At 69.6% G+C, this 22,651-nt stretch carries 24 protein-coding genes; 6 read left to right on the forward strand and 18 right to left on the reverse strand.

Annotated elements, in window-relative coordinates:
* Positions 1-9: 9 nt before the first annotated feature.
* Complete coding sequence (locus tag ABD716_RS01360) at positions 10-984, reverse strand: methylenetetrahydrofolate reductase (protein WP_344773016.1); 975 nt, start codon at positions 982-984, stop codon at positions 10-12.
* A 5-nt stretch (positions 985-989) separates the two neighbouring features.
* Entirely contained in the window at positions 990-2,537 is a 1,548-nt protein-coding gene (gene hflX, locus ABD716_RS01365) for a GTPase HflX (RefSeq protein WP_344773018.1), read from the reverse strand.
* A 45-nt stretch (positions 2,538-2,582) separates the two neighbouring features.
* On the opposite strand from hflX, the gene ABD716_RS01370 reads away from it, so the two are divergent.
* Positions 2,583-3,200: a class I SAM-dependent methyltransferase gene (locus ABD716_RS01370; RefSeq protein ID WP_344773020.1), complete on the forward strand. Its 618-nt coding sequence runs from the start codon at positions 2,583-2,585 to the stop codon at positions 3,198-3,200.
* A gap of 4 nt (positions 3,201-3,204) precedes the next feature.
* On the opposite strand, the gene dapF is transcribed toward ABD716_RS01370, so the two are convergent.
* From dapF to dapA, 12 genes are all read right to left on the reverse strand, one after another.
* Positions 3,205-4,086 carry a diaminopimelate epimerase gene (gene dapF / locus ABD716_RS01375; RefSeq protein WP_344773022.1) on the reverse strand — a complete coding sequence of 294 codons (882 nt, stop codon included), beginning with the start codon at positions 4,084-4,086 and terminating at the stop codon, positions 3,205-3,207.
* Positions 3,999-5,015 carry a tRNA (adenosine(37)-N6)-dimethylallyltransferase MiaA gene (gene miaA, locus ABD716_RS01380; protein ID WP_344773024.1) on the reverse strand — a complete coding sequence of 339 codons (1,017 nt, stop codon included), beginning with the start codon at positions 5,013-5,015 and terminating at the stop codon, positions 3,999-4,001. Before miaA ends, dapF begins: the two co-directional genes overlap by 88 nt.
* Before the next feature lie 2 nt (positions 5,016-5,017).
* Positions 5,018-6,649, reverse strand: coding sequence for a tRNA (N6-isopentenyl adenosine(37)-C2)-methylthiotransferase MiaB (gene miaB / locus ABD716_RS01385; protein WP_425553367.1), 1,632 nt, complete (start codon positions 6,647-6,649; stop codon positions 5,018-5,020).
* Positions 6,650-6,752: 103 nt separating this feature from the next.
* Entirely contained in the window at positions 6,753-7,460 is a 708-nt protein-coding gene (locus ABD716_RS01390; protein ID WP_344773026.1) for a regulatory protein RecX, read from the reverse strand.
* A 15-nt stretch (positions 7,461-7,475) separates the two neighbouring features.
* Entirely contained in the window at positions 7,476-8,543 is a 1,068-nt protein-coding gene (gene recA, locus ABD716_RS01395; RefSeq protein WP_344773028.1) for a recombinase RecA, read from the reverse strand.
* A 202-nt stretch (positions 8,544-8,745) separates the two neighbouring features.
* Positions 8,746-8,979 (reverse strand): DUF3046 domain-containing protein, encoded by a 234-nt coding sequence (locus tag ABD716_RS01400; RefSeq protein WP_344773030.1) that lies wholly within the window; start codon positions 8,977-8,979, stop codon positions 8,746-8,748.
* Between the two features lie 69 nt (positions 8,980-9,048).
* Entirely contained in the window at positions 9,049-9,363 is a 315-nt protein-coding gene (locus ABD716_RS01405; protein WP_344773032.1) for a helix-turn-helix domain-containing protein, read from the reverse strand.
* A gap of 145 nt (positions 9,364-9,508) precedes the next feature.
* Complete coding sequence (locus ABD716_RS01410; protein WP_344773034.1) at positions 9,509-10,018, reverse strand: CinA family protein; 510 nt, start codon at positions 10,016-10,018, stop codon at positions 9,509-9,511.
* Complete coding sequence (pgsA, locus tag ABD716_RS01415; RefSeq protein ID WP_344773036.1) at positions 10,011-10,607, reverse strand: CDP-diacylglycerol--glycerol-3-phosphate 3-phosphatidyltransferase; 597 nt, start codon at positions 10,605-10,607, stop codon at positions 10,011-10,013. The genes ABD716_RS01410 and pgsA overlap by 8 nt, the downstream gene beginning before the upstream one ends.
* A gap of 28 nt (positions 10,608-10,635) precedes the next feature.
* Complete coding sequence (locus ABD716_RS01420; RefSeq protein ID WP_344773038.1) at positions 10,636-13,455, reverse strand: FtsK/SpoIIIE family DNA translocase; 2,820 nt, start codon at positions 13,453-13,455, stop codon at positions 10,636-10,638.
* Positions 13,456-13,515: 60 nt separating this feature from the next.
* Complete coding sequence (locus ABD716_RS01425; protein ID WP_344773040.1) at positions 13,516-15,192, reverse strand: ribonuclease J; 1,677 nt, start codon at positions 15,190-15,192, stop codon at positions 13,516-13,518.
* Between the two features lie 44 nt (positions 15,193-15,236).
* Complete coding sequence (gene dapA, locus ABD716_RS01430) at positions 15,237-16,214, reverse strand: 4-hydroxy-tetrahydrodipicolinate synthase (RefSeq protein WP_344773042.1); 978 nt, start codon at positions 16,212-16,214, stop codon at positions 15,237-15,239.
* Between the two features lie 96 nt (positions 16,215-16,310).
* On the opposite strand from dapA, the gene ABD716_RS01435 reads away from it, so the two are divergent.
* The 3 genes from ABD716_RS01435 (at position 16,311) to ABD716_RS01445 (ending at position 17,745) form a co-directional block, all read left to right on the forward strand.
* Positions 16,311-16,769, forward strand: coding sequence for a TlpA family protein disulfide reductase (locus ABD716_RS01435; protein ID WP_344773044.1), 459 nt, complete (start codon positions 16,311-16,313; stop codon positions 16,767-16,769).
* Positions 16,756-17,244: a DUF4395 domain-containing protein gene (locus ABD716_RS01440; protein WP_344773046.1), complete on the forward strand. Its 489-nt coding sequence runs from the start codon at positions 16,756-16,758 to the stop codon at positions 17,242-17,244. Before ABD716_RS01435 ends, ABD716_RS01440 begins: the two co-directional genes overlap by 14 nt.
* A gap of 72 nt (positions 17,245-17,316) precedes the next feature.
* Entirely contained in the window at positions 17,317-17,745 is a 429-nt protein-coding gene (locus ABD716_RS01445) for an OsmC family protein (protein ID WP_344773047.1), read from the forward strand.
* A 19-nt stretch (positions 17,746-17,764) separates the two neighbouring features.
* On the opposite strand, the gene ABD716_RS01450 is transcribed toward ABD716_RS01445, so the two are convergent.
* Positions 17,765-18,700: an alcohol dehydrogenase catalytic domain-containing protein gene (locus tag ABD716_RS01450; protein ID WP_344773048.1), complete on the reverse strand. Its 936-nt coding sequence runs from the start codon at positions 18,698-18,700 to the stop codon at positions 17,765-17,767.
* On the reverse strand, positions 18,697-19,518 hold the full coding sequence (locus ABD716_RS01455; protein WP_344773049.1) for an SDR family NAD(P)-dependent oxidoreductase: 822 nt from the start codon (positions 19,516-19,518) through the stop codon (positions 18,697-18,699). The genes ABD716_RS01450 and ABD716_RS01455 overlap by 4 nt, the downstream gene beginning before the upstream one ends.
* Before the next feature lie 121 nt (positions 19,519-19,639).
* Here ABD716_RS01455 and ABD716_RS01460 point away from each other — a divergent pair, with 121 nt between their 5' ends.
* Positions 19,640-20,278, forward strand: a complete 639-nt coding sequence (locus tag ABD716_RS01460; protein ID WP_344773050.1) for a TetR/AcrR family transcriptional regulator — start codon at positions 19,640-19,642, stop codon at positions 20,276-20,278.
* Between the two features lie 33 nt (positions 20,279-20,311).
* Here ABD716_RS01460 and ABD716_RS01465 read toward each other — a convergent pair whose 3' ends face one another.
* Entirely contained in the window at positions 20,312-21,094 is a 783-nt protein-coding gene (locus tag ABD716_RS01465) for an SDR family NAD(P)-dependent oxidoreductase (protein WP_344773051.1), read from the reverse strand.
* Between the two features lie 86 nt (positions 21,095-21,180).
* Here ABD716_RS01465 and ABD716_RS01470 point away from each other — a divergent pair, with 86 nt between their 5' ends.
* Positions 21,181-22,062 carry a helix-turn-helix transcriptional regulator gene (locus ABD716_RS01470; protein ID WP_344773052.1) on the forward strand — a complete coding sequence of 294 codons (882 nt, stop codon included), beginning with the start codon at positions 21,181-21,183 and terminating at the stop codon, positions 22,060-22,062.
* Positions 22,063-22,105: 43 nt separating this feature from the next.
* Here the strand turns inward: ABD716_RS01470 and ABD716_RS01475 are convergent, their stop codons facing one another.
* A complete protein-coding gene (locus ABD716_RS01475) occupies positions 22,106-22,642 on the reverse strand; it encodes an adenine phosphoribosyltransferase (RefSeq protein ID WP_344773053.1) in 537 nt (178 codons plus the stop codon).
* Between the last annotated feature and the right edge of the window lie 9 nt (positions 22,643-22,651).

Consider the following 22,651-nt stretch of genomic DNA (forward strand, 5'->3'; position numbering starts at 1 on the left):
AGAGTCCGCTCAGGCGGGCTCTTCGACCGGTGTCGCACCGGTGAAATCGGGAGCGATGAGCTGGGCGAAGCGCGCCTCATCGATGAGGCCGACGCGCGCGAGCACCGCCAGCGGCACCTCGTGCATGTTGCGCGTGTAGAGGTGGATTCCCGGCGCGCCGCCGTCGAGCAGCCGGCGCGTCAGGTCCGCGGCGAAGTCCACTCCGATCTCACGACGTCTCGCTTCGTTCTGCTCGGCGGCGAGGGCGGCGGCGAACGCCTCGGGCGCACGCTCGCCTGAGAGCTCGAGATTGCGAGCGAGTCCGGCCGGGGTCGTCACCGGCGTGATCGCTGGAAGGATGGGGAACTCGACGCCGGCGGCACGGGCGGCGTCGACCATGCGGAAGTAGTCGTCGGCATGGAAGATCATCTGCGAGATCCCGAGATTCGCGCCTGCCGCCTGCTTCGCGAGCAGAGTGTCGATGTCCTGCTGCCACGAGCGCGACGACGGATGCCCGTTGGGGAACGCCGCCACGGCGATCGCGATGCGCTCGCGCCCGTCACGATCGAGCATGATGCCCGGCGTGCCGGGGATCGCCACTTCGCGCCAGGGGCGTCGCTCGCTCTGCACGGCGTGGATCAGCTGCACGAGCTCCGCCGCCGAGCGGATGTCGCCGGGGAACGCGTCAGGTGGCGAGCCGGCCGGCAGATCGCCTCGTACGGCGAGGAAGCTGTGCACCCCGGCATCCATGAACGTCCGCACCGTGTCGTGAGCGGCCTGCACCGTCGAGCCCACGCACGTGAGGTGCGCCATCGTGCGCACCTGCGGGTGGTGCTCGATCACGTGCTTGAGAACGTCCAGCGAGGCATCCTGCGACGAGCCGCCCGCGCCGTAGGTGACCGACACGAACTCAGGGCCGGCGGCCACCAGGCGAGCGATGCGGTCGGGCAGCTGCCGGGCGATCTGCGGGGAGCGCGCAGGGTGCAGCTCGAACGAGAACGGCACGCGCCTCACTCGTGGCCCACCGCCTGCAGCCGATACGGCTCGAACGGCGCCAGCCTGCTCGGGTCGATGAGTGCGGAGACACGCGTTCCCTGCTCGGTGTACTCGAGCGCCGTCACCCGGCCATGATCGTGCAGGGCGGCGACGACCTCACCGTGGTCGTAGGGCACGAGGAGTTCGACAGGGACGGAGCGGTCGGGGATGAGGTAGGCGATGCGCGCGAGCACCTCGTCGATGCCCTCCCCTGTGCGAGCGCTCGCGAAGACGGCACCGGGTACGAGGCCACGCAGCACGAGCCGAGTGTCGCCGTCGACGAGGTCGGCCTTGTTGAACACGACGAGCTCGGGGATGTCGCCGGCGCCGACCTCACCGATGACGTCGCGCACCGTCTGGAGCTGGCTTGCGGGATCGGGATGCGATGCGTCGACCACATGGACGATGACGTCGGCGTCCTGCACCTCTTCCAACGTCGACCGGAATGCCTCGACGAGCTGGTGCGGCAGGTTGCGCACGAATCCGACGGTGTCGGCCAGCGTGTAGGGGCGCCCGTCGGCCGTCTGAGAACGACGCACGGTGGAATCGAGCGTCGCGAAGAGCGCGTTCTCGACCAGGACTCCCGCGCGCGTGATGCGGTTGAGCAGGCTCGACTTCCCCGCGTTCGTGTAGCCGGCGATGGCCACGGACGGCACCTCGTTGCGCCGGCGGTTCGCGCGCTTCGCCTCGCGCGCGGGCTTCATCTCCTTGATCTGCCGGCGCAGCTTGGCCATGCGCGAGTGGATGCGCCGCCGATCGAGCTCGATCTTCGTCTCGCCGGGTCCGCGGCTTCCCATGCCGTTGCCCGCGCCGCCGACCTGGCCGCCCGCCTGGCGGCTCATCGACTCGCCCCAGCCGCGCAGTCGGGGCAAGAGGTACTCGAGCTGTGCCAGCTCGACCTGTGCCTTGCCCTCACGGCTCTTGGCATGCTGGCTGAAGATGTCGAGGATGACCGCCGTGCGGTCGATGACCTTGACCTTCACCACGTCCTCGAGCGCACGACGCTGGCTCGGGGCCAGTTCGGTGTCGGCGATCACCGTGTCGGCGCCGAGGTGGGCGACGACCGCGGCGAGCTCCTCAGCCTTGCCACGGCCCAGATACGTGCTGGGGTCGGGGTGCGGGCGCCGCTGCAGGAGCCCGTCGAGCACGACCGCGCCGGCGGTCTCCGCGAGTGCTGCGAGCTCGCGCAACGAGTTCTCGGCGTCTTCGAGCGAACCGCCCGAATAGACGCCGATGAGGACGACGTTCTCGAGCCGCAGCTGACGGTATTCGACCTCGGTGACGTCTTCGAGCTCGGTCGAGAGGCCGCCGACACGGCGCAGCGCCGCGCGCTCGTCGCGGTCGAACTGCTCGCCGTCGGTGTCGCCGAAGCCTGCGGCATCCCCCGTCTGCAATGCCTGCGCTCGCTGGCCGAAGAGGGAGTACCCGGCCGCCTTGGAGTCGGCGTTCGCGAGCACCCGTGCGACGACGTCGTCGTCGGCGTGCGTCTCGGTGCCGGAGGAGGCGGTGTGATCTGAGGTCATATGTGAGGATTAACTCTACTTCTGTCGGTGCTGTACGTTTCTGACATGTCTTCCGGTGACCACTACTTCAGCGCGTCACCGGGAAGCGACCCGAAGCTGAGGCCCATCGAGGTGCGACTCGCCGGGCGCGAGCTGACGGTCACCACCGGCGCCGGGGTGTTCAGCCCCGACCACGTCGACACCGGCACCGCCGTGCTGCTCGCCAACACGCCGACACCGCCGCCGGGGGGCGATCTTCTGGATCTGGGGTGCGGGTGGGGTCCGATCGCGCTGTCACTCGCGCTCGCCTCGCCGCACGCCACGGTCTGGGCCGTGGACGTCAACGAGCGCGCCCTCGACCTGGTGCGCCGCAACGCGGCCGAACTCGGACTCAGCAACGTCAACGCCGTGCGCCCCGAGGATGTTCCCGCAGCAGTGTCGTTCATGACCATCTGGTCGAACCCGCCGATCCGGGTCGGCAAGAACGAGCTGCACAGCCTCCTGCAGACGTGGCTGCCGCGACTCGAGCCGGGGTCGGATGCCTGGCTCGTCGTCGCGCGGAACCTCGGCTCCGACTCTCTGCAGCGCTGGCTCGAGTCGTCGCTCCCCACGCCGTTCGGCACCACCCGCGCAGCCACCAGCAAGGGCTTCCGCGTGCTGCGCGTGCGACATCACGCCGACTGAGCGGTCAGGCGAGCGTCACCTCGCCGTCGAACACGAGCTCGGCCGGACCCGAGAGCGAGGCATGCTCGCCGTCCTCGCCGGGGAACATCCGCACCGCAACCGTGCCGCCCGGAACCGACACGCGCCAGTCGTCAGGGGCGCGGTCGCCTGCCCAGTGCCGGATCGCGAGAGCGGCGGCGACGGTTCCGGTGCCGCACGAGAGCGTCTCGCCCACACCGCGCTCGTGCACCCGCATACTGATGTGCCCCACGCCGTCTCTGATGAGCGGGTCGCCCGGCACCACGAACTCGACGTTCGCCCCGTACACCGGCTCGGGGTCGATGACCGGAACATAGGCCAGGTCGAGGCCGTCGAGCTCGTCGTCGTCGGAGAGCGCCACGACCACGTGCGGGTTCCCCACGTCGATGCTGAGGCCGGGCCGCGGCACCTTGAGCCCCTTCGCGCTGACCAGCGGCTCGTCGTCGTCGGTCGACCAGAGCCCCATGTCGACCTGATAGCCGAGCGCTGAGCGCTGCACGTCGCGCACGCCCGCGCGCGTTCCGATTGCGAGGATCTCGCCATGGGCGAGCTCGGCAAGGCCGCTGCGCGTCAGGAACTCGGTGTACACGCGGATGCCGTTGCCGCACATCTCGGCGACGGAGCCGTCGGCGTTGTAGTAGTCCATGAACCACTCGGCGCCCGGGTTCTCGACCAGTGCGGCAGCGCCGGCGTCGAGGTTCGCGGAGCGAACGGCGCGGATGACACCGTCTGCGCCGATCCCGAAGTGCCGATCGCAGAGCACCCGGATCTGGTCGGTCGTCAGGTCGAGCGAGCCATCGGGGTCGGCGAAGAGGATGAAGTCGTTCCCGGTGCCGTGACCCTTGCTGAAGTGGAGCTTGACCGCCATTCGATCAGCCTATCGACGGCGAGGCGGGCCCTGCTCGCGGCATCCCCCGCCTCGGTGTCGATCCACGTCACGTGCTCGTAGCGCTTGAACCAGCTGACCTGGCGCCTCGCGTAGCGGCGGGTCAGCGCCTGCGTCTGGGCGATCGCCTCGGCCTCGGTGAGCTCGCCGCGCAGCTGCGCGAGCGCCTGTGCATAGCCGATCGCGCGGGATGCCGTCACGCCGCGCTCGATGCCGGCGCTTCGCAGCCGGTCCGCCTCGGCGACGAGGCCCGCGCGCCACATCTGCTCGACGCGGCGGTCGAGCCTGCCGACCAGCAGCTCGCGCGGCGTCGACAGGCCGATCAGGACCGAGGGACGCCACAGCCTCGGCGACGCCGGAAGGGCGGCGCCGTGCCCGCGCTCGGCGAGCTCGAGGATCTCGAGCGCGCGCACGATACGGCGGCCGTTGGCCGGGTCGATCTTCGCCGCGGTTTCGGCGTCGGCGGCCTTGAGCCGTGCGAACAGGAGGCCGGGCCCGTGCTCGTCGAGCTCTGCTTCGAGGCGCGCCCGCAGCTTGCGATCGCGGCCGGGGAAGCGGAAGTCGTAGATCACGCTCGAGACGTAGAGTCCCGAGCCGCCGACGAGGATCGGAACAGCGCCGCGCGCCGCGATCGCCTCGACTTCGGCGCGGGCGTCGCGCTGGTACGCCGCAACACTCGCCTCGTCGGTGACGTCGAGAACGTCGAAGAGGTGGTGTGGGATGCCCCGCCGGTCGGCCTCCGGCACTTTCGCCGTGCCGATGTCCATACCGCGATAGAGCTGCATCGCGTCGGCGTTGACGATCTCGGCCGTCTCGCCGCGTGCGCGCAACAGCTCGGCGGTGCGGATCGCCGATTCGGACTTGCCGGTGCCGGTCGCGCCGACGATGACGAGGAGCGGCGCGCCGGTCACGTTCAGCGCAACTCGTCGTTCGGGTCGTAGATCGGCGAGGTCGCCACTGCGATCGTCGATTCGCCCAGGGGGCGCAGGGTCGGCATGCCGAGGGAGACGGCGCCCGCCGCCCCGCCGTGGCTGTGACCGGAGGGGATGCCGCAGGCCTCGGCCTGATCGCGATCCCACGCGTCGCCGGCCCGCGTGCGGCGGATCGCGAGCGGTGCCCCGCCCGGCGCATCGGCCAGCAGATGGAACGGTGCGGCGTGCGTGATCTCGACCGTCACCACGTCGCCGGGGCGCGGCGTCGGCGAGCCCGCCGGAACCTCGAAGTGCACGAGCCGGCTGTCTTCGGCGCGGCCGCTCATGCGGTGCGTCTCGCCGTCCTTCTTGCCCTCGCCCGTGGAGACGAGCACCTCGACCGTGCGACCGAGCTGCTTCTGGTTCTCCTCCAAAGAGATGCGCTCTTGCAGGGCGACCAGTCGGTCGTAGCGGTCCTGCACGACGGCCTTCGGCACCTGGGCGGCCATGGTCGCGGCCGGGGTACCCGGGCGAATCGAATACTGGAAGGTGAACGCCGACGCGAAACGCGCCTGCTCGACGACGCGCAAGGTCTCTTGGAAGTCCTCTTCGGTCTCGCCGGGGAAGCCGACGATGATGTCGGTGGAGATGGCGGCGTGCGGGATCTTGGCGCGCACCCGGTCGAGGATGCCGAGGAACTTCTCGGACCGGTAGGACCGGCGCATTGCGCGCAGGACACGGTCGGAGCCGGACTGCAGCGGCATGTGGAGCTGCGGCATCACATTCGGGGTCTCGGCCATGGCGTCGATGACGTCGTCGGTGAAGGCAGCCGGGTGCGGGCTCGTGAAACGCACTCGCTCGAGCCCCTCGATCTGCCCGGCAGCACGCAGCAGCTTGCCGAACGCCTGACGGTCGCCGAACTCGACGCCGTAGGAGTTCACGTTCTGACCGAGCAGCGTGACCTCGACCGCGCCCTGGTCGACGAGCGACTGGATCTCGGCGAGGATCTCGCCGGGGCGACGGTCGCGTTCCTTCCCACGCAGAGACGGCACGATGCAGAACGTGCAGGTGTTGTTGCAGCCGACCGAGATCGACACCCAGCCGCTGTAGCTCGAGTCGCGCTTCGTCGGCAGCGTGGACGGGAACGTCTCGAGCGCTTCGAGGATCTCGATCTCTGCGGCGTCGTTCTGCCGGGCCCGCTCGAGCAGGCTGGGCAGCGCCCCCATGTTGTGCGTGCCGAAGACGACGTCGACCCAGGGCGCCTTCTCGAGGATGACGTTCTTGTCCTTCTGGGCGAGGCAGCCACCGACGGCGATCTGCATACCGGCGTGACGGCGCTTGACGGATGCGAGGTGACCCAGGTTCCCGTAGAGCTTGTTGTCGGCGTTCTCGCGCACGGCGCAGGTGTTGATGACGACGATGTCGGCCTCTTCGCCGGCCGCCGGAACATAGCCCGCCGCCTCGAGTGAGCCGGCGAGGCGCTCGGAGTCGTGCACGTTCATCTGGCACCCGTAGGTGCGCACTTCGTAGGTGCGTCGACGCCCCGCTTCGTCGACAGCGGCGTCGGACATTGCGATCACGGTCGGCGCCTCACTCGGCCGACCCGCCTCACGGCTGGGGGTGACGGTGCTCATGGTTCGTCAAGTCTACGTTTTGCGCGGGCGATGTGAGCGCCGCCGCCCAGCGTCGAGCTCAACACGCGCCGACTGATGCGCCGCGCGTCGGAACCAGGGCGCGTCAGCGCCGCGTGGCCATCGCGTCACCGACCGCGATGCCGATCACATCGCCGGAGTAGCCACGACGCTGCAGATAGCCCCACAGGCGCCGCTTGGCAGTCTGGTCGTCGAGCTCACGCAGTTGCGTGACGCGCTTCAATGCGACCTCGGTCGCACGCTCGAGCTCGTCCTCCTGGTCGTAATCGGCCAGTGCCGTCTCGATGGCGCTCTCACCGATGTGCCGCCGCCGCAACTCGCTCTCGATCGCCTGACGCCCCTGCCCCTTGCGGGCACGGGCCGCGTACACGAGCGAGACGGCCAGAGCGGCGTCGTCGAGCAGACCCACGCTCTCGAGCCGGTCGAGCTCGGCAGCCGCGGCGGCCTCATCGACCTCGCGCTTGCGCAGCACCTGCTCGAGTTCCCAGCGGGACATGCCACGACGGGCGAGCTGGTGCAGCGAGACGTTGGCCGCCCGCCTGCCCGCCTTCTCGCGACTCTTCTCGAGGGCGCGCTCGTCGCCATGGCCGGCCGCGGCAGCCGCGTCGGCCTCGGCCACTGACCGGACTGCAGCCACGGCCGCCTGGGCGCGCTCGCTCGGCGCGGCCCCCGGCAGGTAGGCGATCTCTGCCTCGCCTGCCGGGCGCCGTGGCACACGCGGTGCCCCGTTGCGGCGCTCACGACCGGAATCGCCTGAGCGCTCGTTCTCGGACGGGAAGAACCGGACGACCATGGTCGACGCCGCCTGCTAGGCGCCCTTGCGCTGCGGCAGCTTCGCCACGTTCTCGGCTTCGGGGATCTCGGCCACCGCGTTCGGGTCCTTCACGACACCGAGCTTGACCAGGATCTTCTGCTCGATCTCGGCGGCGACTTCGGCGTGCTGGATCAGGAAGTTGCGCGAGTTCTCTTTGCCCTGGCCGAGCTGATCGCCCTCGTAGGTGTACCAGGCGCCGGACTTCTTCACGATGCCGTGCTCGACGCCGAAGTCGAGCAGGCTGCCCTCGCGCGAGATGCCGACACCGTAGAGGATGTCGAACTCGGCCTGCTTGAAGGGCGGCGCCATCTTGTTCTTGACGACCTTGACGCGCGTGCGGTTGCCGACCGCGTCGGCGCCGTCTTTCAGAGTCTCGATACGGCGGATGTCGAGGCGGACGGAGGCGTAGAACTTGAGCGCCTTGCCGCCGGAGGTCGTCTCGGGGCTGCCGAAGAAGACGCCGACCTTCTCGCGCAGCTGGTTGATGAAGATCATCGTGGTGTTGGTCTGGTTGAGCGCACCCGTGAGCTTGCGCAGTGCCTGCGACATGAGGCGCGCCTGAAGCCCGACGTGCGAGTCGCCCATCTCACCCTCGATCTCGGCGCGCGGCACAAGCGCGGCCACCGAGTCGATCACGATCAGGTCGATGGACCCGGAGCGCACCAGCATGTCGGCGATCTCGAGGGCCTGCTCACCGGTGTCGGGCTGCGACACGAGCAGCGAGTCGATGTCGACGCCGAGCTTCTTCGCGTATTCGGGGTCGAGCGCGTGCTCGGCGTCGATGAACGCCGCGATGCCGCCGTTCTTCTGCGCGTTGGCGATCGCGTGCAGCGTGAGGGTCGTCTTACCCGACGACTCGGGGCCGTAGATCTCGATGATGCGGCCACGAGGCAGGCCGCCGATGCCGAGCGCCACATCGAGGGCGATGGAGCCGGTGGGGACGACCTCGACGGGGGCGCGCTCATCGCTTCCGAGGCGCATGACGGAGCCCTTGCCGAACTGGCGATCGATCTGGGCGAGCGCGGTTTCGAGCGCTTTCTCGCGATCGGCTGGAGTAGGCATTTCGTTCCCTTCAAAAAGGACAGCTGCGGTGACGTCTGCGACAGTACGCGCAGCGTCCGACATCGGCCGTCCGTGCACGCGCATCGGTGTGAAACTCGGCACCGCCTCGGCCTGTGCTGACCAAGTCGGCGCTGAACACACGATAGCAACGGTCGAATCCGTGTTCGACATCGACACGGCGTGTCACGGAGCGAATTTCGTATCAGCCCGTGCGCTTAGCCGGATCGACGAGCCCTGCGCCGTGGCGGCGGGCCATCGGCACGTCCATCGCCTCGCAGAGCGCGAACCACGCGTCTCGAGGCGGCACGCCGGCTGCGAGGGCCTGCTCGACCGTGCGTGACCCGAGCTCGACGATGACGAGCTCGCGCACGAGCTGGCCGCCGTACGCCGCGCCGAACTCGTTCTCGACGGCCCGGTTGAATTCACTCAGTCGCATCGCTCTCCAGGGTAGACAGACGGATGCCCCGGGCCGAAGCCCGGGGCATCCGCAACGAAGATGATGAGATCAGCGCTGGCTGACCAGCTCGCCGTCGAGGCCCGCACCGAAGTCGTCGGGCAGAGCGTCGGGCACCATCGACTCGATGCCCTCGAGCACGGCCAAGCGATCGCCGACCTCGCGCATGATGACCGAGATCGGGGTGTCGAGCGCTTCGGCGACGGACGCGAGGATCTCGCTCGACGCCTCCTTCTGGCCGCGCTCGACCTCGCTGAGGTAACCGAGGGCGACACTCGCCTTGCTGGCGACCTGGCGCAGAGTGCGGCCCTTCTGAAGACGGAAGTCCCGAAGAACGTCACCGATCTCCTGACGTACCAGGATCATGGGCGCCCCCTTCTTGATCGGTCGGCCGACCATTCGGCCGTGGGTGGAAGCGCCCGACCGGAGCGCTTCTTGCGTTGCACTGTAGTTCACGTTCCCTGCAATCCGCTGGCTAATCGTATGAAAAGTAACGTGAGCGAAACGGCGGCTATTCCGCGAGCGCCGCAACGAGGCTGCGCACCGCCGCGGCGACCGTCTCGGCGCGGATTCCCGCCCGGTCGCCGCCCAGCTGAAGAGCCTCGACCCGCGTCTCGGGCCCGATGGCGAGACCGACGAAGACGGTGCCCACCGGCTGCCCGCCCTGCGCATCGGGGCCGGCGACACCCGTCGTCGAGACGCCGATGTCGGCTGCCTTGCCGTCGACAGCGAGCACGACGCGCACGCGCTCGGCGAGCTGCCGCGCGACGTCGGGATGCACCGGCCCGTGCTCGCTGAGCAGGGTCTCGTCGACCCCGACGACGCTGTGCTTGAGCTCGGTCGCGTACACGACCACTCCCCCGCTGACGACCGCGGAGGCGCCCGCCGGGCGCGTGAGCTCGCCCGTCAGCTGACCCCCCGTGAGCGACTCGGCGACCGCGACGGTGAGCCCGCGCGCCGCGAGCGTCGCGATGAGCGCCGCGGTCTGATCGACCCCTGCAGCAGCCTGCGCGTCAGGCATCCGTCCCCTCCCCCTGCTGGCGGTGCAGCTTGACCGCATTCCACGCGTAATCGAGCCCCGAGACGATCGTGAGCACGAGCGCGATGCCCATGAAGACCCAGTTGACCCAGTGCACCCAGTCGCCGAGCAGCGCCCACAGCGGCACCAGCGCCAGTGAGATGGCGATCGCCTGCGCGACCGTCTTCAGCTTGCCGCCGCGACTCGCGGGGATGACGCCGCCGCGGATCACGGCGAAGCGGTACACGGTGATGCCGACCTCGCGCACGAGGATCACGATCGTGACCCACCACCACAGCTCGCCGATGATCGACAACCCGATCAGGGCGGCCCCCGTCAGTACCTTGTCCGCGATGGGGTCGAGCAGCTTGCCGAGCTCGGTCACGAGGCCGCGGCTGCGGGCGATGTGCCCGTCGATGCCGTCGGTCGCGATGCCGACGATGAACAGCACCGCCGCCCACCAGCGCAGCGCGCCGTCGGCGCCCCCATCCGCGAGGAGCATCCAGAAGAAGACCGGCGCGAAGAAGATGCGCACGATCGTGATCGCGTTGGGCAGATTCCAGTTGCTGGGCCGTGGTGGCTGCTCGGTCACACCCCAAGCCTAGGCAACAACACGGCGCTCAGTCGCGGCCGGTGAGCCCCCACGCGTCCTCATCGGACGACGCCTCGACCTCTTCGAGCCCGTCGTGGTTCTCGGCGAGCGGGTCGGCGCCGTAGCGGTCGTCGGAGGTGGATCCCCCGTCGGCCGCCGGGGATGCCTGGGCCGCAGCACTCGGCGCAGAAGGCGCCGCCGGCGCATCCTCGCCGCGGATCTTCGCGAGCACTGCAGGCAGCTGCTCGGCCGTGACGAGGACGTCGCGCGCTTTCGAGCCCTCTGAGGGCCCGACGATCTCACGCGACTCGAGCAGGTCCATCAGGCGGCCGGCCTTCGCGAAGCCGACGCGCAGCTTGCGCTGCAGCATCGAGGTCGACCCGAACTGCGTCGAGACCACGAGCTCGGCCGCGGCGAGCAGCAGCTCGAGATCGTCGCCGATGTCGGAGTCGATCTGCTTCTTCTGCTCGACGGGCACGACGTCTTGGCGGTAGTCGGGCCGCGCCTGGCGCGTGACGTGGTCGACGACCTTCTGGATCTCGGACTCGTTCACCCACGCGCCCTGCACCCGCAGCGGCTTGCCCGCGCCCATCGGCAGGAAGAGGGCGTCGCCCTGGCCGATGAGCTTGTCGGCGCCCGGCTGGTCGAGGATGACGCGGGAGTCGGTGACCGATGTCACGGCGAAGGCGAGGCGCGACGGCACGTTCGCCTTGATGAGGCCCGTCACCACGTCGACCGAGGGTCGCTGCGTCGCGAGGACGAGGTGGATGCCCGAGGCGCGCGCCAGCTGCGTGATGCGCACGATCGAGTCCTCGACGTCGCGGGGCGCCACCATCATCAGGTCGGCGAGCTCGTCGACCACGACCAGCAGGTACGGGTACGGCTTGAGCTGGCGCTCGCTGCCAGGGGGCAGCACGATCTCGTTGTTGACGACGGCCTTGTTGAAGTCGTCGATGTGGCGGAAGCCGAACGACGCGAGGTCGTCGTACCGCATGTCCATCTCCTTCACGACCCACTGCAGCGCCTCTGCGGCCTTCTTGGGGTTCGTGATGATGGGGGTGATCAGGTGCGGCACGCCGCCGTAGATCGTGAGCTCGACGCGCTTCGGGTCGATGAGCACCATGCGCACTTCCGAGGGCTTCGCGCGCATCAGCAGCGAGGTGATCATCGAGTTCACGAAGCTCGACTTGCCGGAGCCCGTCGAGCCGGCGACCAGCAGGTGCGGCATCTTGGCGAGGTTGGCGACGACGTAGCCCCCGCCCACGTCCTTGCCGACGCCGATCGTCATCGGGTGCTTGCTGTTGGTGGCGGCGGCGGAGCGCAGCACGTCGCCGAGCGAGACCGTCTCGCGGTCGGTGTTGGGGATCTCGATGCCGATCGCGCTCTTCCCGGGGATCGGCGACAGGATCCGCACCTCGTTCGACGCCACGGCGTACGAGAGGTTCTTCGACAGGGCGGTGACCCGCTCGACCTTGACGCCCGGGCCGAGCTCGATCTCGTACTGGGTGACCGTCGGGCCGCGCGAGAAGCCCGTGACCTTCGCGTCGACTCCGAACTGATCGAGCACCTCGGTGATCGCGCGGACGACCTCGTCGTTCGCGGCCGAGCGCGTCTTCGGCGGGGGGCCCGCCGACAGCGTGTTGGCCGAGGGCAGCACGTAGGGCCGGGCGGGCTCGGCCGGCTTGATGACCGGTGCGACCTCTCCGCTCTCGCTGAGCGGCAGCAGCTCGTCGACGGGGACGACCTCGGTCATGTTGTCGCTGCGCAGCGCGGCGGCGCCCGCCGGCACCTCTCCCGTGAAGCGCTTCACGGCCTCTTCCGCGTTCTCGAGCTCGGCGAAGACGTCGAGGCCGCTCGGCTCGGGGTCGGGCTCGAGCGCGGTGGAGAAGCCGCCCTTCGCAGGCTCGCCCTCGCCGAAGACGTCGGTCAAGCCGTTCGCGTCGTGCTCGAAGTCGGGGTCCTCTTCCCGCCCGCTCTTGTTGCGGCGCCACCACGGCAGCTTGTCGGCGTCCTCAGACGGCTCGTCGTCAGCGCCGTCCTCGCGCGTGCCGTCGAGTTCGACGGGCCGGCTCTTCTCGGCCTTGCTCGCCTTCGCGGCCTCGCGCTCCTCCTCCGTGGGCAGGCTCGCGCCGAAGAGGTAGGCGTAGAGCTCGTGCAGGCGGCGCCCGATGCGATTCGGCGGCGTCTTCGTGATGATGAGCAGACTGAGCGCGAGCAGCGCGATCATGATCACCGTCGCGCCGTACTGCGTGGTGACGTGGATGAGCGACGCCCCGATCATCCAGCCGATGACACCGCCCGCGTGCGCCAGCACCGGCATTCCGTCGACGGCCTGCGGCCGGTTGCTGAAGATGTGGCAGAGGCCGGACACGCTGATCAGCGCGAGGACGAGCCCGATGCCGATGCGGGTGTTGTCGTGCACCGACGAGGGATGCCGGAACAGCCACACCGCGAAGACGAAGAGCACCACCGGCAGCACGAACGCGACGCGGCCCAGCAGACCCCCGAACGACCACGCGTCGAGCGCGTGCGCCCACGACGCGTTGATGAAGAACCACTCGACACCGGCACCCGCCACGGCGAGCAGCACGAGGAAGAAGGGCAGGCCGTCTCGCCGCTCCTCTTTGGCGAGCGTCTCAGGGCCGAGCGCGCGCGCGGCGCCGCCGACGAGGTGCGCGAGCCCCATCCACGCCTTGGCGATCAGGGCATGCTCGCTCGTCTCGATCACGACGGTCTGGTTCGCCGGGAGCTTCTTGGTGGGGGCGGTCTTCTGCCGGGTCGACTGACCGCGCGTGCCGCCGCCTCCCGCACCGCGGGCGCGCGCTGACGACTTGGTGCTCGTGGCCATGATTGCGAACCTAGCCGCAAGCTATGACATCACCCCGGAATGGGGCCGGAGAGTCTCGCTCTACGCCTCGATGACCAGCGGCACGATCATGGGGCGGCGGCGGTAGCTCGTGTTCACCCAGCGGCCGACAGTGCGCCTGACGAGCTGGGTGAGCGCGTGGTTGTCGCGCACGCCGTTGCCCGCCGCCTCCTTCAGCGCGGCGGCGATCTTCGGCTTGACGTCGTTGAACACCGCGTCGTCCTCGGCGAAACCGCGGGCGTGGATCTCGGGGCCCGCGACGATGCGCCCGGTCGCCGCCTCGACGACGACGATGACCGAGATGAACCCCTCTTCGCCGAGGATCCGGCGGTCCTTGAGGTCGGCATCCGTGATCTCGCCGACGCTCGACCCGTCGACGTAGACGTAGCCGATGTCGAGCTGGCCGACGACCCGCGCCACGCCCTCGTGCAGATCGACCACCGTGCCGTTCGAGGCGAGGATCGTGTTCTCGGCGGGGATGCCCGTCTGGCGGGCGAGCTTGGCGCTGGCATCCAGATGCCGGTACTCGCCGTGCACCGGCATGACGAACGACGGCTTCAGGATGTTGTAGCAGTACAGCAGCTCGCCGGCCGAGGCGTGGCCGGAGACGTGCACCTTGGCATTGCCCTTGTGCACGACCGTCGCGCCCAGCTTCGTGAGGCCGTCGATCACCCGGTAGACCGAGTTCTCGTTGCCGGGGATCAGGCTCGAGGCGAGGATCACGGTGTCCCCGGGGCCGAGCTCGATCTGGTGATCGAGGTTCGCCATGCGGGCGAGGACCGCCATGGGCTCGCCCTGCGAACCCGTCGACATGTAGACGATCTTGTTCTCGGGGAGGTCTGCGGCCTTCTTGTAGTCGATCAGCACGCCGTCGGGGACCTTGAGATAGCCGAGCTCGGCGGCGATGCCCATGTTGCGCACCATGGAGCGGCCGAGCAGAGCGACGCGGCGGCCGTGCTGAGCGGCCGCGTCGAGCACCTGCTGCACGCGGTGCACGTGGCTCGAGAAGCTCGCGACCACGACGCGGCGCGGCGCGTTGGCGATGACGTTGGCGAGCACGGGGCCGATCTCGCGCTCGATCGGCGTGAAGCCGGGCACATCGGCATTCGTCGAGTCGGGCAGGAACAGGTCGACGCCGTTCTCGCCGAGCCGCGAGAACGCGCGCAGGTCGGTGAGGCGCCCGTCGAGCGGCAGCTGGTCCATCTTGAAGTCGCCGGTGTGCAGCACGACGCCGGCCCATGTCGTGACGGCGACGGCCAATGCGTCGGGAATGGAGTGGTTGACCGCGATGAACTCGAGGGTGAACGGGCCGAGCGTCTCGACGTCGCCCTCTCTGACCTGGAGCGTGTAGGGCTTGATGCGGTGCTCTTTGAGCTTCGCCTCGACGAGCGCGAGCGTGAGACCCGAGCCGATCAGCGGGATGTCGCCGCGCAGCTTGAGCAGATAGGGCACGGCGCCGATGTGGTCCTCGTGCCCGTGCGTGAGCACGATGCCGATGACATCATCGAGCCGGTTCCGGATCGGCCCGAAGTCGGGGAGGATCAGGTCGACGCCCAGCTGGTCCGGCTCGGGGAAGAGCACGCCGCAGTCGACGATGAGGATCTTGCCGTCGATCTCGAAGACCGTCATGTTGCGCCCGACCTCGCCGAGGCCGCCGGTCGGGAAGACCCGCAGCGTGTGCGGCTCAAGTGCGGGCGGGTCGAAGACGGCTTCTGCCATGGGTCCTTCTCTTCTGTATACGGATGCCTGACCCGACGGTGCGCTCAGCGTGTGGCGCCGGCGACCTTGGGCAGGGCGCCCCCTGCGGCCGCATTGCGGTCGGGGCGGAAGTTGTGGAAGTCGACGCCCTCGACGTCGCGGACGAGGCTGAGCTCGTTCTCGATGATCGCCGCCTCGGCGTCTTCGGGCCCGACGAGCGGCAGCCGCACGCGAGGCGACTGGATGCGGCCGAGGCCGTGCAGGATGTACTTCGCCGACACCGTGCCCGGGATGTGCGTCATGACGGCGCGCACCAGCGGCTCGAGCTTCTTGTGCTGCTCGGTCGCGGTCGCCAGATCGCCGCGGTTCACGGCGTCGACGATGGTGCGGTACGGCCGGGCCGTGATGTTGGCCGTCACGCCGATGAGGCCGACGGCCCCGATGGAGAGGTGCGGCAGGACATTGCTGTCGTCGCCCGAGAAGTAGAGCAGCTCGGTGTTGTTGAGCACGCGGCTCACCTCGGCGAAGTCGCCCTTGGCGTCCTTGACGGCGACGATGTTGGGGTGCTTGGCGGCCGCGAGCAGGGTCTCGTACTTGATGGGAACGCCCGTGCGACCGGGGATGTCGTAGAGGATGACCGGAAGGTCGGTCGCGTCGGCGATGTAGCGGAAGTGCGTGAGGATGCCCGCCTGGGTCGGCTTGTTGTAGTACGGCGTCACGATCATGACGCCGTCGATGCCGAGCTTCTCGCTCTTGGTGTAGAGCTCGATGGCGTGCGCGGTCTCGTTCGAGCCGCCCGCCTGGATGATCTTGGCGCGCCCCGCTGCCACGTCCTTCGCGACCTCGATCGCGCGCAGCTTCTCGGCGTCCGTCAGGGTCGAGGTCTCACCCGTCGTGCCCGAGACCACGATGCCGTCGGAGCCACCCGCGATGACGGCGTCGACGTGCTTCTCGAACCCGGCCCAGTCGACCTCGCCATCGGCGGTCATCGGGGTGACCAGGGCGGTGAGCACCTGGCCGAACGGGTTCTCGGGCGTCGACATGCAACTCAGGTTACCGGGTCGCCCCACGTGGGACTCCGTCATGATTCGTCACCTCCCACCCCAGCTCGCAGCGGCGAACGTAGCGTTGAGGGTGATATGTCCCCTCTCGCAGCAGTCCTCGCCGTCGTCGGCCTCGTCGCCGTCACGACCGTCGTCGGCCTCGTCTGGAAGGCGCGCACCGGGCGCGTCACGACGCGCGGGCGCGACGACGCAGAGGTCGTGACGCCTGCGGATGTCGGCGCCGACGGCTCCTTCGGCGAGAAGGCGACCCTGCTGCAGTTCTCCACGGAGTTCTGCGCGTACTGCCCGGCGACGCGCCGCCTGCTCGGCGGCCTCGCCGACCGCACGGAGGGCGTCGAGCACGTCGACGTCGACCTGACGCACTCCCCGGAGCTCGCGCAGCGGTTCAACGTGCTGCAGACGCCGACGACTCTGCTGCTCGACGGCCGCGGAGCCGTGCGGGCGCGGATCGGCGGCGCTCCGCGGCCGGCCGAGCTCGAAGCATCCCTCGCCGAAATCCTGAACACACCTGGAGACGACCGTGTCGCAGCCTGACCTCCGCCCTCTGCCGGGAACGCAGGGCATCGACCCGCGCGGCCCGCGCTTCTCGGCCGGCATCACCGCCGTCCTGCTCGCCGTCGACATCGTGCTGGGGCTCGTCGGCCTGCAGCTGGCCGCCTGGATCCTGCTCGTCGTGATCGCGGTGCTGTTCCTGTGGGGCGCAGTCGCCGGCGTGCAGCGGCACCCCTACGGCGCTCTCTACCGCGCGGCGCTGCGACCGCGGCTCGCACCGCCGGCCGAGCTCGAGGACCCCGCTCCCCCGACCTTCGCCCAGCTCGTCGGGCTCATCATCACGGGCCTCGGGGTCGTCCTCGGAATCTGGTTCCCGGTCATCGTGGTGGTCGCCGCCGCGCTTGCGTTCGTCGCCGCGTTCCTCAACTCCGTCTTCGGCTACTGCCTCGGCTGCCAGATGTACCTGCTGCTCGTGCGCGCAGGCGTCATCCGCCGCGGAACGGGATCTGCCGCATAGCCCGTTGCCGCTCCTAGGCTGAACAGGGACCGCCCCGACGACGGGCGCGGCCGACGAACCAAGGAGGCAACCATGGCTCTCACGAGCAACGCATCGGCCGTATGGAACGGCGATCTGCCGAGCGGCAGCGGAAGCATCACCCTCGACTCGTCGGGGCTCGCGACCTTCTCATACAACTGGAAGGCCCGGTCGGAAGGCGAGAACGGCGTCTCGACGCCCGAGGAGCTGCTCGCCGCCGCCCACGCCGGCTGCTTCGCGATGGCGTTCTCGAACGAGCTCGCCACCGCGGGTCACACCGCCACCCGCGTGTCGGCCAGGGCCGCCGTGACCTTCGACATCTCGCAGGGCGGCATCACCGGCAGCCACCTCGTGGTCGATGCCGAGGTGCCCGGCATCTCGGAGGACGAGTTCCAGCAGATCGCGCAGGCGGCGAAGGCCGGATGCCCCGTCTCGAAGGCGCTCGCGGGGGTGCCCATCACCCTCGAGGCGACGCTCGCCTAGCGGGCTGAGGGATCCGGCTCTACGGGAAGGCGATCAGGATCTTCCCGTGGGCGTGCCCGGCGGCCTGCATTGCGACGGCGTCCTGAATGCTCTCGATCGGGAACCTCTCGGCGATAGGGACGGCTATGTGGCCGTCGAGGATGGCCGCTTCGATCCGCTGAAGGGCGTCGGGGCCGGCGGCGTGCGCCCCCGTGGACTGAACGGTGGGGAGGCGGGCGCCGGCTGCGACGGTCACGACGCGCCGCGGGTCGACGCCGAGTTCGAGGGCGGCCTCGGCCGCCTCTACGCCGTGCACGTCGATCGCCGCGGTAACCCTGTGGGGCCCGAGCGCCCGCACGCGGTCGGACAGACCCGGGCCGTACGCGATCGGGAGGGCACCCAGTCGCTGAAGGAACGGAAAGGTGGCCTCCGACGACGTGCCGATCACAGTGGCTCCCGACAGTCGTGCCAACTGAACGGCGAGCACACCGACACCGCCGGCAGCGCCCCCGACGAGGATCGTGTCGGAGGCCCTCGGCGCGACGGCGTCCACCGCTGCGACTGCGGTGAGGCCCGGCGTCGGCAGGGCAGCCGCCGAGTCCTCATCGACGCCATCGGGTATGAGCCGAAGCAGGTTCGGGGCCGCGACCGGGACAGCGACGACGACGGCATCGGCCACCGCCCGGCCCATGAGGCCGCCGTAGACGCGGTCGCCGACGCGGAACCCGGCGTGCTCGGCACCCGGGCCCACCTCATCCACCACTCCGGCCAGATCGCTGCCAAAACCTGCGCGAGCGCCGAGGCCGAATCGGCCGGCCAGAGCGGGCATCGCGGCGAGCTGCCAATCCAGTGGATTCAACCCGGCCGCGTGCACGCTGATCCGGATCTCTCCGCGCCCCGCGTGAGGCTCGGGGACATGGCGCACGCGGAGCACCTCGGGGCCGCCGAACCCTTCACGGACGACGACCCTGCTCATGCCTCGCTCCGCGCCTCGTCGGTCAGGGCGCGGCCGATGATCGAGCCGTACATCCGCGCCGCGGCGCCGCGCGTCATGAGGTGCTTGCTCAACGCGTCTGCCACCTTGTTCATCGCGCCGGGGATCACGACGGCACGCCTGCCGAGCGCGTGCAGGGCCGCGCTCACCGCCTTTGCAGGCGACATCTTGGCCCCACCCGGCATCTTGTCGAAGTCGATCCCGCGGATCTTCCCCAACCCCTCCGTCTCGGTCTGGCCAGGGGCGAGCACGAGAACGTCGACGCCCGTGCTCTTCAACTCGTAGTGCAGCGCCTGGCCGAGCGAGAGCACGTAGGCCTTCACGGCCGCGTAATTGGCTTGGAACGGCACGGCGCCCGCCGCGATGCTTGAGGAGATCAGAACGAGCGCGCCCCGACCACGTGCAGCGAAGGCTTGCCCGAAGCCGTGTGCCAGCCGCAGGGTCACTGCGCCGTGAAGCGTGAACACATCGAGTTCGTCGTCGACGGCGTGCTCGACCAGCGGGCCCGCGAGGGCGACGCCTGCGCTGGCGATCAGCATGCCCACGTCGAGATGCGCGGTTCGGCGCATGAGTTCGTCCACGGCGCCGGGCTCCAGCAGATCGAGGGCGACGACCTCATTGAGGGTGCCGTGGCTTCGCGTGAGTTCGGCTGAGAGGCGTTCCAGTCGCGCGGCCCGCCGTGCCACGAGGATGAGGTTGACGCCGGCGGCGGCCAACTGACGGGCGAACTCCTCGCCGAGACCCGATGATGCGCCCGTGACGATCGCGTACTGCCCGTATTCCTGTCGGAAATCCTTCACGCCGACTCCTGTCCATGTCGTTCGTCGCGCACACAGAGACTTCCGTGCATGCGTTCCATATATCTCGACTCAGGCTATACGACTTCCGGAACGCTTGTGCAAGAAGTCATAGAGTGGACATATGCCCCGAACCGGACGCCCCCGCGCCTTTGACACCGCGGCCGCGCTGCGGCGCGCGCGCGACATCTTCTGGAATGCCGGCTATGGCGGCACCTCGATCCAGGATCTCGTCGACGGCCTCGCGGTGGAGCGAGGCAGCCTCTACGCCGCGTTCGGGGACAAGCGCCGCCTGTACCTGCAGGCCGTACAGCTGTACTGGAGCGAGTACGAGGCACAGCTGACCGAGGCACTCGGCTCGGTGCCTCTGCTACCGGCATTGAGGGAAGTCCTCGTTCTGCCGGCGCAGCTGGGAGCGATCGCGACAGAGCCGGGCAGCCCGCACGGCTGCATGATGGGCAACACCGTCGTCGAGCTCGTGCCCCAGGATCCGGAAGCCACTGCGCTCGCACACGACTCGTTCACTCGCTTCCGGAGTCTCGTGGAAGACGCGTTGCGCGAGGCTCAAAAGCGCGGCGAGGTGTCCGATGCCGCGCCGGCAGACGTGCAAGCGCAGCTCCTTCTCACCCTCGCCCAGGGCACCTCCCTGCTGTCCCGATCCGATGCCGATTCGGAGCGGGCGATCGCGGCCATCGATCTGGCACTCGACGGCCTGCGCGCCGTGCCGGCCGAGAGACGGGCCAGCGGCGTCCGACGACGCTGAGACCCGCCGGAATGCGTGGCAGGGAGAAGTCGGCTACGCGCCCGCACCGCCGTCGACGGGCAGGATCGCGCCGGTGACCATGGCGGCGCGGTCACTGAGCAGCCAGGCCGCGGCCTCGGCGACTTCCCGAGGCTCGGCCATGCGCCCGAGGGGCGTGGCCGCAATGTTCGATTCGATCACGCCCGGTGTGGCCTTGTCCCACTCCAGCATCATCTCCGTGGCCGTGCCGCCAGGGGTGATGCCGTTCACGCGGATGCCCTCCGCTGCCCAGCTGACGGCAGCAGACTCGGTGAGGCTGTTCAGCGCCCGCTTCATCGCCCCGTAGGCAGGCAGGAACGGGTTCGCTCGGCGGCTGCCGATGCTCGAGGTGTTCACGATCGCCCCTCCGCCGGAGGCGCGCATCAGTCCTGCTTCGGCGTTCATCGCGACCCAGTGCGCACGGAAGTTCACGGCGAACTGGTCGTCGATGTCAGCGTCGGACGTCGTGTCCAGCGGACCCGGCCGCTGTGCGATCCCCGCGTTGTTGAACGCCCCGTCGAGGCGGCCGAGCAGCCGCCCAGCCTGCTCGACACCGTCGCGGATGCTGTCGCGGTCGGCAAGGTCCATGGTCACGGCGTCGGCGGTGCCGCCGTGCTGCCGGATCTCGGAGACGAGCGCCTCGAGGGTGTCCGTGCTGCGGGCCGCCAGGACAACGGCGGCGCCTTCCGCGGCGAACAGGCGCCCGGCCGCGGCGCCGATGCCACGGCTTGCCCCGGTGATGAGGATGGCCTTCCCTGCGAGGAGGCCGATCGGCGCGTTGGTGTTCTGATCTGTCATACGGTCAGCGTCGAACATTCCCGCGCGCCGTATTCAGGCACCGTCTGTACCACCCTCGTCAACAGCCATGAGCGCAGACTGGAGCTATGGACAAGCAGGAGCTCGGCGCGTTCCTCCGCTCCCGACGCGAACGCGTGAGCCCGGAAGACGTCGGCCTGCCGGCCGGGACTCGCCGCCGCACAGCGGGGCTTCGCCGCGAAGAGGTCGCCGTCCTGGCGCACATCTCGACCGAGTACTACGTTCGGCTCGAACAGGGGCGGGCGCCCCGTCCGTCGTCGGATGTTCTCGCGGGGATCGCCGGTGCGCTGCGGCTCTCGGTCGACGAGTCCGATCATCTGCATCTGCTGGCCGGCACCGCCCCGAACCGTCGCCGCCTCCACGAACGCCAGGTTCGCCCCAGCATCCTCGCGTTGCTCGAGCGGATTCCGCTGACTGCCGGTTTCGTGATGTCGGCAGCGTTCGACGTTCTCGCCTGGAACCCGCTCGCGGCCATGCTGATGGAGGACTTCGGGGCGAGCGCGCCGGAGGACCGGAACCTCGCGCGCCGGGCGTTTCTTCCCGAGTATTCGTTCGACGGCCCGCCCTACGGCATCTCCGACGCGGCGCAGTTTCGGGAGCAGACCGTCGTCGAACTGCGTACGGCCCTCGCCCGATACCCGGAGGACCCCGCGATCGCGGCCCTTGTCGCAGAGCTCCGCGATCGCAGCCCGCTGTTCTCGCGGTTGTGGCAGCGACACGGCGATGTGCAGTCCGTTCCCACGCTGACGAAGACGTTCGACCACCCCGTCGTCGGCCCGATCACCGTCGACTGCGACACCCTTTACCTCGCCGACCGTGACCAGCGCCTCGTTCTCTACACCGCACCGCACGGCTCACGCGCCGCCGAGAGCCTCGCGTTCCTCGCCGCCGTCGGCAACGACCTCACGCAACAGGACGGAGACGCCGAGCAGCGGCGCCTCGCCGGCTGATACGCGACTGCGCCGCCGGCATGGCGTCTCGAGCCCGCGCGGGTCAGTAGCAGAGCAGCGAGAAGGTCTCGACGCCGCGGGCCTCGAGCTTTGCGCGGCCGCCGAGGCCGTCGAGCTCGAGGGCCGCGCCGAAGCCGGCCACGTGCCAGCCCGCGCGCTCGATGAGGTTCACCGCGGCGAGGGCCGTGCCGCCCGTCGCGAGGACGTCGTCGACGATCAGCACGCGGCTGCCCTTCGGCAGCTGGTCGACGTGCACCTCGAGGGCGGCGGTGCCGTACTCGAGCGTGTACTCCTGGCTGAGGACCGCGCGCGGCAGCTTGCCCGCCTTGCGCACGCTCAGCACGCCGGCGCCGGACACGATGGAGGCGGCGCCTGCGATCAGGAATCCGCGCGCCTCGAGCCCGCCGATCGAGTCGAACCGCCCCTCGAAGGGTGCGGTGACCGCCGTGGCGAGCGCCTTGAGCGCCGGGCCGTCCGCGAAGACGGGGGTCAGATCGCGGAACACGATACCGGGCTCGGGGAAATCGGGGATCGCCTCGATCAGGCCGTCGACGAGCGCTGCTTCAGGGGAAGAGGTCACCTGAAGAAG

It is taken from the genome of Gryllotalpicola kribbensis (assembly GCF_039538245.1).
GTDB classification, from domain to species: Bacteria; Actinomycetota; Actinomycetes; order Actinomycetales; family Microbacteriaceae; genus Gryllotalpicola; species Gryllotalpicola kribbensis.

Excerpts from the sequence above, each read along its gene's own strand:
- hflX (WP_344773018.1), bottom strand. The coding sequence starts at position 2,537 with ATGACCTCAGATCACACCGCCTCCTCCGGCACCGAGACGCACGCCGAC.
- ABD716_RS01370 (WP_344773020.1), top strand. The coding sequence starts at position 2,583 with ATGTCTTCCGGTGACCACTACTTCAGCGCGTCACCGGGAAGCGACCCG.
- dapF (WP_344773022.1), bottom strand. The coding sequence starts at position 4,086 with ATGGCGGTCAAGCTCCACTTCAGCAAGGGTCACGGCACCGGGAACGAC.
- miaB (WP_425553367.1), bottom strand. The coding sequence starts at position 6,649 with ATGAGCACCGTCACCCCCAGCCGTGAGGCGGGTCGGCCGAGTGAGGCG.
- ABD716_RS01390 (WP_344773026.1), bottom strand. The coding sequence starts at position 7,460 with ATGGTCGTCCGGTTCTTCCCGTCCGAGAACGAGCGCTCAGGCGATTCC.
- recA (WP_344773028.1), bottom strand. The coding sequence starts at position 8,543 with ATGCCTACTCCAGCCGATCGCGAGAAAGCGCTCGAAACCGCGCTCGCC.
- ABD716_RS01400 (WP_344773030.1), bottom strand. The coding sequence starts at position 8,979 with ATGCGACTGAGTGAATTCAACCGGGCCGTCGAGAACGAGTTCGGCGCG.
- ABD716_RS01405 (WP_344773032.1), bottom strand. The coding sequence starts at position 9,363 with ATGATCCTGGTACGTCAGGAGATCGGTGACGTTCTTCGGGACTTCCGT.
- ABD716_RS01410 (WP_344773034.1), bottom strand. The coding sequence starts at position 10,018 with ATGCCTGACGCGCAGGCTGCTGCAGGGGTCGATCAGACCGCGGCGCTC.
- ABD716_RS01420 (WP_344773038.1), bottom strand. The coding sequence starts at position 13,455 with ATGGCCACGAGCACCAAGTCGTCAGCGCGCGCCCGCGGTGCGGGAGGC.
- ABD716_RS01425 (WP_344773040.1), bottom strand. The coding sequence starts at position 15,192 with ATGGCAGAAGCCGTCTTCGACCCGCCCGCACTTGAGCCGCACACGCTG.
- dapA (WP_344773042.1), bottom strand. The coding sequence starts at position 16,214 with ATGTCGACGCCCGAGAACCCGTTCGGCCAGGTGCTCACCGCCCTGGTC.
- ABD716_RS01435 (WP_344773044.1), top strand. The coding sequence starts at position 16,311 with ATGTCCCCTCTCGCAGCAGTCCTCGCCGTCGTCGGCCTCGTCGCCGTC.
- ABD716_RS01445 (WP_344773047.1), top strand. The coding sequence starts at position 17,317 with ATGGCTCTCACGAGCAACGCATCGGCCGTATGGAACGGCGATCTGCCG.
- ABD716_RS01450 (WP_344773048.1), bottom strand. The coding sequence starts at position 18,700 with ATGAGCAGGGTCGTCGTCCGTGAAGGGTTCGGCGGCCCCGAGGTGCTC.
- ABD716_RS01460 (WP_344773050.1), top strand. The coding sequence starts at position 19,640 with ATGCCCCGAACCGGACGCCCCCGCGCCTTTGACACCGCGGCCGCGCTG.
- ABD716_RS01465 (WP_344773051.1), bottom strand. The coding sequence starts at position 21,094 with ATGACAGATCAGAACACCAACGCGCCGATCGGCCTCCTCGCAGGGAAG.
- ABD716_RS01470 (WP_344773052.1), top strand. The coding sequence starts at position 21,181 with ATGGACAAGCAGGAGCTCGGCGCGTTCCTCCGCTCCCGACGCGAACGC.